The organism is Xanthomonas sp. CFBP 8151, assembly GCF_011761885.1.
GTDB lineage: Bacteria > Pseudomonadota > Gammaproteobacteria > Xanthomonadales > Xanthomonadaceae > Xanthomonas > Xanthomonas arboricola_B.
This window is the reverse complement of record NZ_JAASQZ010000003.1, coordinates 1-13,158: the sequence shown is the minus strand read 5'-3', so window position 1 is coordinate 13,158 and position 13,158 is coordinate 1. Positions and strand designations below refer to the sequence as shown.

Here is a 13,158-nt window from a genome sequence, read left to right as displayed (position 1 = left end):
CTGAGGAGGTGGTCATGTCGTATGTGGATGGGTTTGCGCTTGCGGTGCCCACGGCCAACAAGGCCGCGTTTCTGGAACATGCCCGCATGGGCGATGCCGTCATCATCGAGTACGGCGCGTTGCGCGTGGTGGAGTGCTGGGGCGATGACGTCCAGCATGGACAACTGACCGACTTCCATCGCGCGGTCGATGCCGGCGAGGACGAAACCGTGGTGTTTTCGTGGATCGAATGGCCGGACAAGGCGACCCGCGATGCGGGCATGCGCAAGATGATGGACGACCCGCGCATGGACTCGTCGGTCAACCCGATGCCGTTCGATGGCAAGCGCCTGATCTACGGCGGCTTCGTTCCGATCCTGAGCCTGGGGCAGTCGGGCTGAGCACTGCAGCGCGTGCGCCGGCCTGTCGCATGAGCGCCGCACACCCGGTGTTGCGGCAGTGGCCGACGACACCGGGCCTTCGGCGATGGCCGTTACACTGGCCGCATGCAGCCGCGCTCGCCGCTCATAATGCGCGAGCGCAGCGATTGCATTGCCTGCCACCGGAGACCGCCGCATGACAGACGCACCGCTTTTGATCGCCTGCCCGAACTGCGCTGCGATGAACCGTGTCGCAGCTGCGCGTCTGCGCGATGCACCCAACTGCGGCAGTTGCCGCAAGCCCTTGTTCCTAGGCACGCCGGTGGCGCTGTCGGCGGCCGATTTCGACAAGCATGCGGTGCGCAGCGCGCTGCCGTTGGTGGTGGATTTCTGGGCGCCGTGGTGCGGACCATGCCTGAGCATGGCGCCACAGTTTGCCGCAGCCGCGGCAATGCTCGAACCGCATGTCCGGCTGGCGAAGGTCGATACCGATCTGCATCCGGCGCTGGGCACGCGCTTTGGCATCCGCAGCATCCCGACCTTGCTGGTCATCCGCGGTGGCAGCGAGCTGGGCCGTCATTCCGGCGCGGTGAGCAGCGCGCAGATCGTCAGCTGGGTGCAGTCGGTATTGCGCAGCCGTTGATACAAAAAACCCGCTGCGCGATGCACGCAGCGGGCCTGGTTCTACGACCAGCATCGCTGCGCCACGCGCGCAGTGATGCCGATCGATCAGCAACCGGGAGCGGCCGACAAGACCATTGCGCAGCCGCTCGCTACCGTCTCAATCGCGCTTACTGCCAGTTGACGTTGACCGACACGCCCACCACGCGCGGCTCGTTGTACACCGCCGCCATGTAGTTTTCGATCACGCCCTTGACGTTCTTTTCGTTGGTGATGTTGCGCGCGAACGCCGCCACTTCCCACGCGCCATAGCCGCCGGTGTAGCCGAGCTTGAGGCCGCCTTCGAAATTACCGTCGGCGCGGAACTCGGTGGAGTCGTACAGCACGAAGCTGGTTTCGCCCTGCTTGTTCCAGTCGGTGGAGACGAAGAAGGCGCCGTCGTTGCCCACCGGGATGTCGTAGCGCGCGGCCAGGTTGAGGTTGTACTTGGGCGCGTTGGGCAACGGGTTGCCGTCGATCTGCGCAAAGGTGTTGGCGCCGACGCGGATGGTCGGGTCGTTGACCGTGCACACCACCACGCCGTTGAGCGCACAGGCCTGCGCATAGACGCGATCGTCCCGGATCTCGCTATGCAGCAGGCTCAGTCCGGCGGTCAGCGACAGGTTGGAGATCGGGCGCCAGTCCAGATCCGCTTCCAGGCCGTAGGCCTTGCCCTTGTCGGCATTGAACAGCACACCGTTGCCGTCCGAGTCGTTGCCGTTGAGCTGAATGTCGTCCACCGTGTAGGTGAAGCCGCTGACGTTTAGACGCAGACGGTTGTCGAACAGGCTGCTCTTGATGCCGGCTTCCCACGACAGGATGGTTTCCGAATCGGCGGTGGTGAAATCCGAATTGAACACCGCGCTGCGGCCCTGGATGGTCGGACCGCGGAAGCCGCGTGCCACGCGCGCATAGACGCTCAGCTCGGGATTGATCTCATACATCGCGCTGAGGTCCCAGCTGGGCTGGGTATCGGACATGCGCACGTCGCGGCGGCCGCGGTAGGTCACCGCACCTGCGGCGGTATCGGCAGTCTTGAGCAGACGGGTTTCCTTGCTGTCCTTGGTCTGGCGCAGACCGGCGGTCAAGGTGAGTGCGTCGGTGGCCTTGTAGCTGAGCTGCCCGAACCCGGCCCAGGAGGTATTGGTGTTGCGCAGGCGTACCCAGTTGTTGGGGTTGCGCGCCGCGGTCTGCAGGAAATACGCACGCTGATAGAAATCGGTGGTGTCGCGCCCATCGAAGTAGAACGCGCCCACCTGCCACTGCAGTGCGTCGTCGCCTTCGCTGGCCAGACGCAGTTCCTGGGTGTACTGGTCCAGGTCGCGGATCTGCCCCATCGACTGGCCGAAGCCGTTCGGCACGCCATTGACCGGGTAGTTCGCCGCTGCGCCGCCATCGGTGTCGCCACGGCTGTAGCCGGAGGTGGTCTCGTAAGCGGTGATGGAAGTCAGCGACACGCCGCCGAAATCGTAGATTGCCTTGATCGAGCCGCCGTCGGTCTGATACGCCTGCGGGTTGTCGTGCGCCTCGTCGTAGGCCACGCGATCGCGCGCCACGTCGACCTTGTCGCTACCACGGGTGACCGCATTGCGCAGGAACAACGTGGAGGTACCGTCGTAGTCGCGGGTATGCACCGAACCCAGCAGCGAGAACGCGTCGTTGGGCTTGAGCAGCACCTGCAGGCGCGCATTGCGGTCGTTGTAGCCGCCCATCGCATCCTTGCGCGGCGTGCGCGTGCCGTCGGCGCTGCTGCCGGCGAAGGTGTTGTCCACCCAGTCGTCGCGGTGTTGATACAGGGCCGACACGCGGAACGACAGCACGTCGTTGATCGGGCCGCCGAAGCCGCCGTCCAGCGACACAGTGTTGTAGCTGCCGTAGCTGGCATCGACGCGGCCGGTATAGGTATCGCCGGGCTTGATCGTGTCGAACTTGACGATACCGGCGGTGGTGTTGCGGCCGAACAAGGTGCCCTGTGGGCCGCGCAGCACTTCGACCTGGTCCACGTCGTAGACCGGGTTGGATTTGAGCACCACGTGTTCCAGCACCACGTCGTCCTGGATGATGGACACCGGCTGCGAAGCGCCAAGATAGAAATCGATATTGCCCAGGCCACGGATATAGAAGCGCGGGAAGATGCGCCCGGTGGTGGTCTCGGCATAGAAACCCGGTACGCGGCCGGACAGTGCCAGCAGCGTGTCGTCGCCACCGGCGGTGAACTCGCGCATCGCCGCGCCCTGCACCACGCCCACCGACACCGGCACTTCCTGCAGGTTCTGCTCGCGGTGCTCGGCGGTGACGGTGACCGTATCCAGCGCGGTCGGGCTGCCCTCGCCCTCTCCCTGGCGCGTCGGCACCTGCTGCGCAGAGGCCGCGGCCGCCAGCGAGGCGAGCAGCAGGCCGGCGCAGGCATGCGCCAGCGGCGTGCGCTGCAAGGCGGCGCGACGACGTGCGGGTGCGTGCGTGGCGGCGGACGTCAGGGACGCGGAGACAGACGAGTACAACGGCATGCGAAATGATCCTTGGGTAGGTGACGCGAGGGGCGATACGGGGTTGTGCCGGCCGAAGGCGCGACGTGGCGCCGCGCGCACGATATGTCAGCAATGTTGCAGCTCTATGGCAAGCGTGCCGTGGCGCACGTGGCTGCCGCCGCACAGCCCTGTGCGCGGCGCGCGCCAGCCATGGCGAAATGGCAGATGCCTGCAGTAGCGGTGTGCTGTCATGCTGGCGCCATGTGGACGCGCTCCGGAGAGGGACAGACCTTGAAACGACTTGGATGGATGGCGGGCCTACTGGCCGCAGTGAGCTGTCAGCTGGCGCAGGCCGGCAGCGCGATGATCAACCGGATCGACTACCAGGGCGATGACGGCGGCCCGGTGCCGACCGCAGCGCAGTACCGCAACCCTGTCGTGGCCGGCTTCCATCCGGACCCGTCTGCGGTCCGCGTTGGCGACGACTTCTATCTGGTCAACTCCAGTTTCGGCTATTTCCCCGGCCTGCCGGTGTTCAAGAGCCGCGATCTGGTGCACTGGACGCAGATCGGCAATGCGATCGATCGCCCCGGCCAGATCAGATACGGAAACGACGAACTCACCCGCGGACTGTTCGCCGCCAGCATCAGCCACCACGACGGCATCTTCTACATCGCCAACACCTGTTTCTACTGCGATGGCGGCAATTTCCTGATCACCGCCAGGGATCCGGCCGGACCGTGGTCGGACCCGATCTGGCTGGATGCCAAGGGCATCGATCCATCGCTGTTCTTCGACGACGACGGCAGCGCCTGGCTGGTCAACAACGATGTGCCTGCCGGCACGCTGCGTTACGACGGACACCGCGCGATCTGGCTGCAGCAGCTGGATCTGACCCGCATGAAACTGGTCGGCACGCGCCAGGTGCTGGTGGATGCGGGCTTCAGGCCAGCCAGCAACCCCGAGCATATCGAGGGCCCGCACCTGTTCCGCCGCGATGGCTACTACTACCTCACCGCAGCCGAGGGCGGCACCGGCGAGCAGCATGCGCAGATGATCTACCGCAGCCGCCAGATCGCCGGGCCGTACCAGCCCTGGAGCGGCAATCCGGTGCTGACCCAGCGCGATCTGGACCCAAGCCGCGACGCGCCGATCACCTCCGCAGGCCACGCGCAGTTCGTCGAGTTGCAGGACGGCTCCTGGTGGGCGGTGTTCCTGGCCACCCGCCCGTATCAAGGCAACCGCTACAACCTGGGCCGCGAAACCTTCCTGCTGCCGGTGCAGTGGCGCGACGGCTGGCCGGTGATAGTGCCGCACGGCACGGCAGTGCCTGTGGTCGCCGCGCGCCCGCCACTGCCGGCAGGCCCGCAGGACACACCCACCAGCGGACCGATGCAGTGGAGCGAGCGTTTCCAGGACGCGCACGTACCGATGCAATGGATGACCATCCATCCGCCAACCACGCCGTGGTATGTCACCGGCCCACAGGGTCTGCGCATCACGCCTTCGACCGTGGCGCTGGGCGATGTCGGACGCGGGCAACCGGCGTATCTCGGCCACCGTCTGCAGCATCACCACGCCACGCTGGGGGCGACCGTCGATGGCAGCACGCTGGCAGCGGGCGAACAGGCCGGGCTGGCGATCGTCGCCAGGGAAAGTCATTTCCTGGCCGCACTGCTGGTGCGCGACGATGCGGGCATGTCGGTGGTGCTGTCCCGCCGTGCCGGGACGCAGGAGCCGGGCACCGGCACCGTGCTGGCACGCGCGCCGCTGGCCGATGCAAGCCAACCGGTCACGCTGCGCTTCGCCCTGGATGGCGCACGCGTGCATGTGGATTACGCGGTCGGCAGCGGTCAATGGCAGACGCTGCTGGAACAGGGCGATGCGAGCATGCTCAGCACCGACAGCGCCGGCGGTTTCCTGGGCGCCACGTTCGGCCCGTACGCATATTCGCGTTGAGCGCGCGCAAGCGAACGACACGTCGGCGCTGCCGACGCACTGGACGACCGCCCGCTACAGGCAGGCGCGTACAACGTAACGTGTCACGCGCAGGAAGCGCGCACCTGATACAAGCGGGTCGACGTTGGCCCCGACGGCATTCAACGCGCAAGGCGTCGCCACGACAGCGTCGCGCGGCAGGTCGGCATCGACGGCTGGCGCCTACGCGCGCAAACGGCGTCAGGCGCGGGCGGAGATCACGCTGCTATCGAGCATCTGCCCGACCATGTTGAGCAGATCGTTGAGGCTGAAAGGCTTGGGCAGCAGCGCCATGCCGTCAGCCAGGAATTCCTGGCGGGTGGCGGCGTTTTCGGCGTAGCCGGTGATGAACAGGATCGGCAGGCCGGGGCGCAGCGCGCGCGCCACATCGGCCATGTCGCGCCCGTTCATGCCAGGCAGGCCGACGTCGGACACCACCAGATCGATCTCCACACCGGCACGCAACTGATCCAGTGCGCCATTGGCGTCTTCGGCTTCGATCACGTGGTAGCCGGCATCGCTGAGCACCTCGCTCACCATCATGCGCACCACGTCGGTGTCGTCCACCAGCAGGATGCGCTCGCTGCGCGTACGCGGCGAACTCGGTGCCGGTGCCGGCGGCACTGCGCTGGCGGTGAGTCCGCGCGGCAGCAGCAAGGCCACCGTGGTCCCGCGGCCCACGGTACTGGTGATGCGCGCGGTGCCGCCGGATTGGCGCGCAAAGCCATAGGTCATCGACAAGCCCAGGCCGGTGCCCTCGCCGATCGGCTTGGTGGTGAAGAACGGCTCGAAGACCTGATTGAGGATGGCCGGCTCGATGCCGCTGCCGTTGTCGATCACGTTCACCGCCACGTAATCGCCATCGTCCAGTTCCGGATCGCCCTGCGCGGTATAGGCCGCGCTCTGGATGCGGATGGTGCCCCGCCCCTTCAACGCGTCGCGCGCATTGATCACCAGATTGAGCACCACGTTTTCGAGCTGGTTGGCATCGGCCACCGCCACCAGCGGCGTGTCCGCCAGCTCCATTTCCAGCACGATGTTCTCGCCGATCGAGCGGTGCAGCATGTCTTCCAGCGAGCGCACCCGTGCGTTGATGTCGAAGGCCTGCGCATCCAGCGATTGCTTGCGCGCAAAGGCCAGCATGCGCTGGGTCAGCGCGGCGGCGCGATGCGCCGAGCCGGTGGCGATCTCGGCCAGCCGCGGCACCCGCTCGATGCGATTGGACTCGACCGCCAACTGGATCATGTCCAGGCCGGAAATGATGCTGGTCAGCAGATTGTTGAAGTCGTGCGCGATGCCGCCGGTGAGCTTGCCCAGCGCCTCCATCTTCTGCGCCTGCAGCAACTGGATTTCGGTGCGCTGGCGCTCGGCGATCTGGTGGGCCAGCTCGGTGGTGGCGGTATCCAGTTCCTGGCGCTGCTCGCGCTCGCGCAGGCGCTGTTCGGTGACGTCTTCGACCAGCAGCAGGCCCAGATCCGGTTCGCGATACGGCGACACGCGCCATTCGGTCTCGCACACCTTGCCCTCGCACAGGATCGACAAGGCACCGCTCCAGCGCTCGCGCTGCGCCAGCGCGTTGGTCAGCGCGTGCACGGTGGCGGCCTGGTCCACGCCGGGCACGGCAATCACCTCGCCGGGCGTGGCGGCACCGATCAAGCGCTGGAACGCCGCATTGGCCTCATGCGTGTGCAGCCTGGCATCGACCACCGCAATCGGCGCGCTGATGTGCTCGAAGATCTCGCGGAAGCGTGCCTCGCTGATGCGCAAGGCGTCCTCGGCCTGGCGCGCGCGCAGCAGGGTGCGCAGCGTGGCGACCAGCACACTGGGGTCGACCGGGTGAATCAGGTAGGCATCGGCACCGGCTTCCAGGCCGGTGATCATGTCGCCGGTGGCGATCGACGCCGCAGACACGTGCACCACCGGCAGCGACGCGGTGCGCGGCTCGGCGCGTAACGTGCGCACGATGTCGAAGCCGCTCATGTCCGGCAGATTGACGTCCAGTACCACCGCAGAGAATGCCTGCCCGGCCAGCTTGGTCAGGCCGTCGGTGCCGGTACCGGCTTCTTCGACCACGAACTGATGATGTTCGAGCACGCGCCGCACCGAATAACGCGTCACCGCGTTGTCGTCGACGACCAGAATGTGTGGCTTACTGCCCAAGTGCATCCTCCGGTGCCAGCGTGACCGGCAGCACCACAAAAAATTCCGACCCTTGCCCGACCACGCTGTTGATCCCCACCCTGCCGCCCAGCAATTCGGCGAACCGCTTGCAGATCGACAACCCCAGACCGGTACCGGTGAGCCGTTTCTGCAACGGCGAGTCCACCTGTACAAAATCTTCGAACAAGGCATCGTGAAGCTCGGCCGGAATGCCGATGCCGGTGTCCTGCACGCCGAAGCGCACATGGGTTTCGCCTTCCAGCTGTGCGAACACGCGCACATGGCCTTGCGGGGTGAACTTGAGCGCATTTGAGATGAAGTTGCGCAGGATCTGCGCCAGCTTCTTGTCGTCGGTGTACAGCATCGGCAGCGTCGGTGGATCTTCGAAGATCAAGGTGGTGCTGCTGGCATCGGTGAGCGGGCGGAACATGCCGCGCAAGGCCGCAAACAGGTCCATCAGATCGAACCAGCCCGGCGAGATGGTGATGCGCCCGGCCTCGATCTTGGCCAGATCCAGCAGGTCGTCGACCATTTCGGTGAGCTCGCGCGCCGAGGCGCTGACGAAGCGCACCTGCTTGGACTGCTCGGCGGTCAGCGGCCCGTCCATGCCATCTTCGAGCAGGCGGGTGATGCTCAGGATCGAGCTGAGCGGCGTGCGGAACTCGTGGCTCATGTACGACAGGAAGCGGCTCTTGAGCTCGGACACATCGCGCAGTTGCTCGGCCTGCTGATCGAGCTCGGCATACAGCGCCAGCACGCCCTGGTTGGTTTCTTCCAACTCTTCGCGCAGGGCCTGGTTCTGCTGCCGCAGCGCGTCGAGTTCGGCCAGCGGATCGGGGGGCGATGTCTCACCGGAAGCATTCATTGCAGGCCTCCCAGCCGCATGACAAACACGCCGCAATCGTCGCGGCCACGTGTGTAATCGCGCAACAGCACTGCGGCAATCAGACGCGGATGGCGCGACAGCAGCCCCGGGTGGTCGCGCAGGTTCCAGCGTGATTGCAGACCGTCGCTGTGCATGACCAGCAGTTTGCCGGCGGCGTCCGGAAAATCGAACGGCTGCGCCTTGCGGAACTGCACCCCGACGATGCCCGGATGCGACGGCATGCCGCGCACGCCGTCGCCATCGCACAGCGACGCGACGATATTGCCCACCCCGGCAAAGCGCACCCGGCCGGCGTTGCTGTCGAACTGCATCACTGCCGCTGCGCCGCCGCGGGTGCCGGACATGCCGGCATGCAGCTGCGCGATGCGCTCGCCGGGCTCGCCGCTGGCCGTGGCCGCAGCGCGCGTTCCGGCGTCGGCAGCGTCGGCAGCGCCCGGACCGTGGCCCAGGCCATCGATCACGGTGACGGTCGCCCGCTGCTCGCCAATGGCCAGATGCCAGGCATCGCCGCACACCGTTTCGTTGTGCAGCGGCAGACGGATGGCACCGTACGCCAGGTCCAGCTCGGCGCGTTGCTGCGCAAACAGCCGTGTCATCACGATCGCGCCCTTGGCGTCGGAGTACGCATCCAGCACCTGCGCCTGGCGCTTGATCGCGCCCAACCCGGTGCCGGGCGTCCCGGCGGTGGAGTAGCCATCGCGCAAGCCGTCCGCCAGTGCAAACCCGGGGCCGCCGTCGATGGCGCAAATCTCCACGCCCATGCCCTGGCGTGCGGCCACCGTAGACAACTGCAGGCAGCCGCCACGTCCGTGCTTGACCATATTGGTGGCAAGCTCGGTGGCCACCAGCGCCACGCGCCCGCAGGCGGCCTCATCGAAGCCCAGCGTCTGTGCCAATGCCGCTGCCTCGCGGCGTGCCTGCCCGACCTGGCTGGTCTCCTCGACACGAAACGCGCGCGTGACCTCGCCAGCGAGCGTCACTTCCATTTGGTGATGGTGATACGCGTGCCCTTGCCGGCTGCAGTGTCCAGGACAAAATCATCCACCAGCCGACGGCTGCCGGATAGGCCCAATCCCAGTCCGCTACCGGAAGTCCAGCCATCGGTGAGCGCCAGATCCAGGTCGGGAATGCCGGGACCGTCGTCGCGGAAGGTCAGCTGCACGCCCTTGCGGATGCCGCTTTCCACCAGGGCCCAATCCATGTCGCCGCCACCGCCGTAGATCACGGTATTGCGTGCCAGTTCGCTGGCTGCGGTGACCAGCTTGGTCTGGTCGACCAGACGCAGGCCGCACTGCACCACCAGCTTGCGCACCGTCTGCCGGGCCAGCACCACGTCCTGTTCGGTGCGCACCGGTTGCGAACCGGTGGTCATGAAGCGTGATCGGGTTGCCGCAGCAGGCGCATGCCACGTTCGACATCAAGCGCGGTGCGCACCGACGGCAGGTTCAGGCCCAGCTCGACCAGCGTGATCGCCACGGCCGGCTGCATGCCCACCACCACGGTCCGGGCATCCATGACCGCCGCCAGCCCGGAGATGGTGCTGATCATGCGGCCGATGAAGGAGTCGACGATGTCCAGTGCGGAAATGTCGATCAGCACGCCGCGCGCGGAGGTGGCACTGATCTTTTCCGACAGGTCTTCCTGCAGCGTCATCGCCAACTGGTCGTGCATGTCCACCTGGATGGTGACCAGCAGCAGGTCGCCCATCCGCAGGATCGGGATGCGTTCCATGTCAGCCTGCCTTGTTCACGGTCACGCCGATGCGCTTGAGCGCCAGCGCCAGCGCGTCGGACAGGTTGGCCTTGGTGACGATACCCTGCAGGTCCAGCCCCAGGTGCACAATGGTCTGCGCAATCTGCGGGCGCACGCCGCTGATGATGGCATCGGCGCCCATCAAGCGGATCGCAGTGACGGTCTTGAGCAGGTGCTGCGCCACCAGCGTGTCCACGGTGGGCACGCCGGTAATGTCGATGATGGCGATTTCCGAGCCGGTATCGACGATGCGCTGCAGCAGCGACTCCATCACCACCTGGGTGCGCTGCGAATCCAGCGTGCCGATCATCGGCAGTGCCAGCACGCCGTCCCACAGTTTGACCACCGGGGTGGACAGCTCCAGCATCTCTTCCTGCTGGCGCACGATGATGTCTTCGCGGGTCTTCTGGAACGCCTTGACGGTATACAGGCCCAGACGGTCCAGCAGCTCGGACAGCGCCCACAGCTGCTGACCCAGTTCCTCTGGCGTATCGGCATACTCGCGCTGCATCAGCGCAAACAGCACCCGCTTGAGCGAGAAGATGAAGTTGGCGGTTTCCTGCGAATCGAAGCCGCGGGTGGCGCGGTCGCGCGAGAGGTTTTCCAGGAAGCGACGCACCTCGCTCCAGTCGGCGCTGTCCAGGGTACTGCCGCCGTCCTTCAGGGAGGCGACCAACAGATGCAAAAAGTCTGCACTTTGTGTTTCGACGTCCTGCCGGGAAATGCGTCCATCGCTGCCCAGGCTGGAGCCCAGCCATGCAGCCAACAACGCAGTTTCCTGGCCACGAATCGCATCGATCGAGCGCTGCTGCAATGCCACCATGAGATCACCCGCCGGAATGAAGAAGAAAGGGCTGGGCGTACGGGCGGCACTGCGCCCTGACCGACGCGGCGCCCCCAACGCCGAAGCGCTGCAGAGTAAAGCAATTCAGTTTCGGCAACCAGCGACCAACCTGTAGCGGTCATGCGCGGTGCCCGACATAGTTTGACATCGCAAGGCGGGCGGCAAACGTGAGCGCGGCCACGCCTGGACAACGGCGGTTGCGGTGCGCGCCGCAGCCGGACAGGCGACCGTGCAGGGCGGCCGCACGGCTGCGCGGGTCCGGCGCCGGTGCGGCGCGTCGGCACTGGCGGTGGCATGGTGGCCGGCGAGGCCGGCACCGCAGGGTCCAGCGGCCGCTCCGACCGGTACCTGGCCTGCCCTGGCTGCGCCGCCCCGACCCGGCGTCCATGTCGTGACGGCACCCACCACGCCTGCGCCGGGCACGACCGCGCGCCGGACCAGGTGCGCATCCGCACACCTGGCAGCGCATGCAACGCGCTGTGCCACCGGCAGGGTGTCTGCGCGGTGGTCGCGCGTGGTCTGATCGCAGCCTGATTTTTCTCAGGTGGTCGCTCTCCATGTCATCGCTGTTCTCTCCGTATCAACTCAAGGACGTCACGCTGCGCAACCGCATCGCGGTTCCGCCCATGTGCCAGTACACCGCCGTCGACGGCCTCAGCAACGCGTGGCATCAGGTGCATTACGCCAGCATGGCGCGCGGCGGCGCGGGCCTGGTGATTGTCGAAGCCACCGGCGTGTCGCCGGAAGGACGCATCACCCCCGGTTGCCTGGGCCTGTGGAACGACGCCCAGGCCGAGGGGCTGGCACGCATCGCGGCATCGATCAGCGCTGCCGGCGCCGTGCCGGGCATCCAGATCGGCCACGCCGGCCGCAAGGCCAGTGCCAACCTGCCGTGGGAAGGCGACGACCACATCGCCGACGGCGACCCGCGTGGCTGGGACACCATCTCGCCCTCGGCCGTCGCCTTCGGCGGCGGCCTGCCCAAAGTGCCGCGCGAGATGACGCTGGACGACATCGCCCGCGTGCGCGGCGATTTTGTCGCCGCCGCACAGCGCGCGCGCGATGCCGGCTTCCAGTGGCTGGAGCTGCATTTTGCGCATGGCTATCTGGCGCAGAGCTTCTTCTCGGTACACGCCAATCATCGCCAGGATCACTACGGCGGCAGCGCCGAAAACCGCGCGCGGTTCCTGCTGGAAACACTGCAAGCCGTGCGGACGGTCTGGCCGGAACAGCTGCCGCTCACCGCACGCTTTGGCGTGATCGAATTCGATGGCCGCGACGAAGAAACCCTGCAGGAAGCCATCGCACTGACGCGCAACTTCAAGCAAGGCGGCCTGGATCTGCTCAACGTCAGCATCGGCTTCAGCGCCCCGACTGCGCAGATTCCGTGGGGGCCGGCCTTGCTGGCGCCTTACTCCGAGCGGGTCAGCCGCGAGGCGCAGCTGCCGATTGCCTCGTCCTGGAACATCGACGATCCGCTGGAAGCCGACCGCGTTGTCGGCGCCGGGCAGATGGAGCTGGTGATGGTCGGCCGCGCGCACCTGGCCAACCCGCATTGGCCGTATCATGCCGCGTTGGCACTGGACGAAGAACGCCCATCGTGGGTGCTGCCGCCCTCGTACGCGCACTGGCTGGAGCGTTACGGCAAGCGCAGCTGATCGCACAGATGCGATGCACTGCGAGATTGCGGTACGTGCATGCCTAGGTCTGCTGCGGGCGCTTCCACCGAGTTTCCAGGGATGGACTCTCGGCGTGTCCCGACACCGGATGCGGCGCCACGCTGCCGACCGACTCCGCACACCTGGCAATCTTGTGCAAGACCTCTGCCGGTTCCACGCGAATGCTCCGGTCTGCTGCGGGCGCTTGCACGCGTGCCGGTGTGGGACACGCCGCAAGTACGTCCATGTAGGCTCTGGCGCGGCATCCATGCCGCTCAAGGTCCCACGCCGGCACGCGTGCAAGCACCACCGGTTGTTGTCGGTTGCGGAAAGAAATGCGAACAGCGAGATGAGCTGCACGTTCTTCCGGGCATCCATTCCTGGCGGCGTGACA

At 66.5% G+C, this 13,158-nt stretch carries 11 protein-coding genes; 4 read left to right on the top strand and 7 right to left on the bottom strand.

Annotation, left to right across the window (positions count from 1 at the left end; translation table 11 throughout):
* The first annotated feature begins 14 nt into the window (after positions 1–14).
* Positions 15–380: a DUF1428 domain-containing protein gene (locus tag FHT08_RS14225; RefSeq protein ID WP_166775498.1), complete on the top strand. Its 366-nt coding sequence runs from the start codon at positions 15–17 to the stop codon at positions 378–380.
* Between the two features lie 175 nt (positions 381–555).
* Positions 556–1,002, top strand: a complete 447-nt coding sequence (gene trxC / locus FHT08_RS14220) for a thioredoxin TrxC (RefSeq protein ID WP_166775497.1) — start codon at positions 556–558, stop codon at positions 1,000–1,002.
* Positions 1,003–1,150: 148 nt separating this feature from the next.
* On the opposite strand, the gene FHT08_RS14215 is transcribed toward trxC, so the two are convergent.
* Entirely contained in the window at positions 1,151–3,526 is a 2,376-nt protein-coding gene (locus FHT08_RS14215) for a TonB-dependent receptor (protein ID WP_166775496.1), read from the bottom strand.
* Positions 3,527–3,796: 270 nt separating this feature from the next.
* On the opposite strand from FHT08_RS14215, the gene FHT08_RS14210 reads away from it, so the two are divergent.
* The gene (locus tag FHT08_RS14210; RefSeq protein ID WP_166775495.1) at positions 3,797–5,446 is read left to right on the top strand and encodes a glycoside hydrolase family 43 protein; all 1,650 of its coding nucleotides are present in this window, start codon (positions 3,797–3,799) and stop codon (positions 5,444–5,446) included.
* Between the two features lie 219 nt (positions 5,447–5,665).
* On the opposite strand, the gene FHT08_RS14205 is transcribed toward FHT08_RS14210, so the two are convergent.
* The 6 genes from FHT08_RS14205 to FHT08_RS14180 are packed head-to-tail and all read right to left on the bottom strand — an operon-like array spanning position 5,666 to position 11,085.
* Positions 5,666–7,624 (bottom strand): response regulator, encoded by a 1,959-nt coding sequence (locus tag FHT08_RS14205; RefSeq protein WP_208409065.1) that lies wholly within the window; start codon positions 7,622–7,624, stop codon positions 5,666–5,668.
* On the bottom strand, positions 7,614–8,489 hold the full coding sequence (locus FHT08_RS14200) for an ATP-binding protein (protein WP_104538232.1): 876 nt from the start codon (positions 8,487–8,489) through the stop codon (positions 7,614–7,616). Before FHT08_RS14200 ends, FHT08_RS14205 begins: the two co-directional genes overlap by 11 nt.
* Positions 8,486–9,496 carry an ATP-binding protein gene (locus FHT08_RS14195; RefSeq protein ID WP_104606834.1) on the bottom strand — a complete coding sequence of 337 codons (1,011 nt, stop codon included), beginning with the start codon at positions 9,494–9,496 and terminating at the stop codon, positions 8,486–8,488. Before FHT08_RS14195 ends, FHT08_RS14200 begins: the two co-directional genes overlap by 4 nt.
* Positions 9,487–9,882 (bottom strand): ATP-binding protein, encoded by a 396-nt coding sequence (locus FHT08_RS14190; RefSeq protein WP_104606833.1) that lies wholly within the window; start codon positions 9,880–9,882, stop codon positions 9,487–9,489. Before FHT08_RS14190 ends, FHT08_RS14195 begins: the two co-directional genes overlap by 10 nt.
* Positions 9,879–10,241, bottom strand: a complete 363-nt coding sequence (locus FHT08_RS14185; protein ID WP_166775493.1) for an STAS domain-containing protein — start codon at positions 10,239–10,241, stop codon at positions 9,879–9,881. The genes FHT08_RS14190 and FHT08_RS14185 overlap by 4 nt, the downstream gene beginning before the upstream one ends.
* Position 10,242: 1 nt before the next feature.
* Positions 10,243–11,085, bottom strand: coding sequence for an STAS domain-containing protein (locus FHT08_RS14180; protein WP_104538236.1), 843 nt, complete (start codon positions 11,083–11,085; stop codon positions 10,243–10,245).
* A gap of 578 nt (positions 11,086–11,663) precedes the next feature.
* Between FHT08_RS14180 and FHT08_RS14175 the strand changes: the two genes are divergently transcribed.
* The gene (locus FHT08_RS14175; protein WP_166775492.1) at positions 11,664–12,764 is read left to right on the top strand and encodes an NADH:flavin oxidoreductase/NADH oxidase; all 1,101 of its coding nucleotides are present in this window, start codon (positions 11,664–11,666) and stop codon (positions 12,762–12,764) included.
* Positions 12,765–13,158 lie beyond the last annotated feature (394 nt).

Bases quoted from the DNA above. Each gene is read 5' to 3' on its own strand.
- FHT08_RS14225 (WP_166775498.1), top strand. From the start codon at position 15: ATGTCGTATGTGGATGGGTTTGCGCTTGCGGTGCCCACGGCCAACAAG.
- trxC (WP_166775497.1), top strand. From the start codon at position 556: ATGACAGACGCACCGCTTTTGATCGCCTGCCCGAACTGCGCTGCGATG.
- FHT08_RS14215 (WP_166775496.1), bottom strand. From the start codon at position 3,526: ATGCCGTTGTACTCGTCTGTCTCCGCGTCCCTGACGTCCGCCGCCACG.
- FHT08_RS14210 (WP_166775495.1), top strand. From the start codon at position 3,797: ATGGCGGGCCTACTGGCCGCAGTGAGCTGTCAGCTGGCGCAGGCCGGC.
- FHT08_RS14200 (WP_104538232.1), bottom strand. From the start codon at position 8,489: ATGAATGCTTCCGGTGAGACATCGCCCCCCGATCCGCTGGCCGAACTC.
- FHT08_RS14195 (WP_104606834.1), bottom strand. From the start codon at position 9,496: ATGGAAGTGACGCTCGCTGGCGAGGTCACGCGCGCGTTTCGTGTCGAG.
- FHT08_RS14190 (WP_104606833.1), bottom strand. From the start codon at position 9,882: ATGACCACCGGTTCGCAACCGGTGCGCACCGAACAGGACGTGGTGCTG.
- FHT08_RS14185 (WP_166775493.1), bottom strand. From the start codon at position 10,241: ATGGAACGCATCCCGATCCTGCGGATGGGCGACCTGCTGCTGGTCACC.
- FHT08_RS14180 (WP_104538236.1), bottom strand. From the start codon at position 11,085: ATGGTGGCATTGCAGCAGCGCTCGATCGATGCGATTCGTGGCCAGGAA.
- FHT08_RS14175 (WP_166775492.1), top strand. From the start codon at position 11,664: ATGTCATCGCTGTTCTCTCCGTATCAACTCAAGGACGTCACGCTGCGC.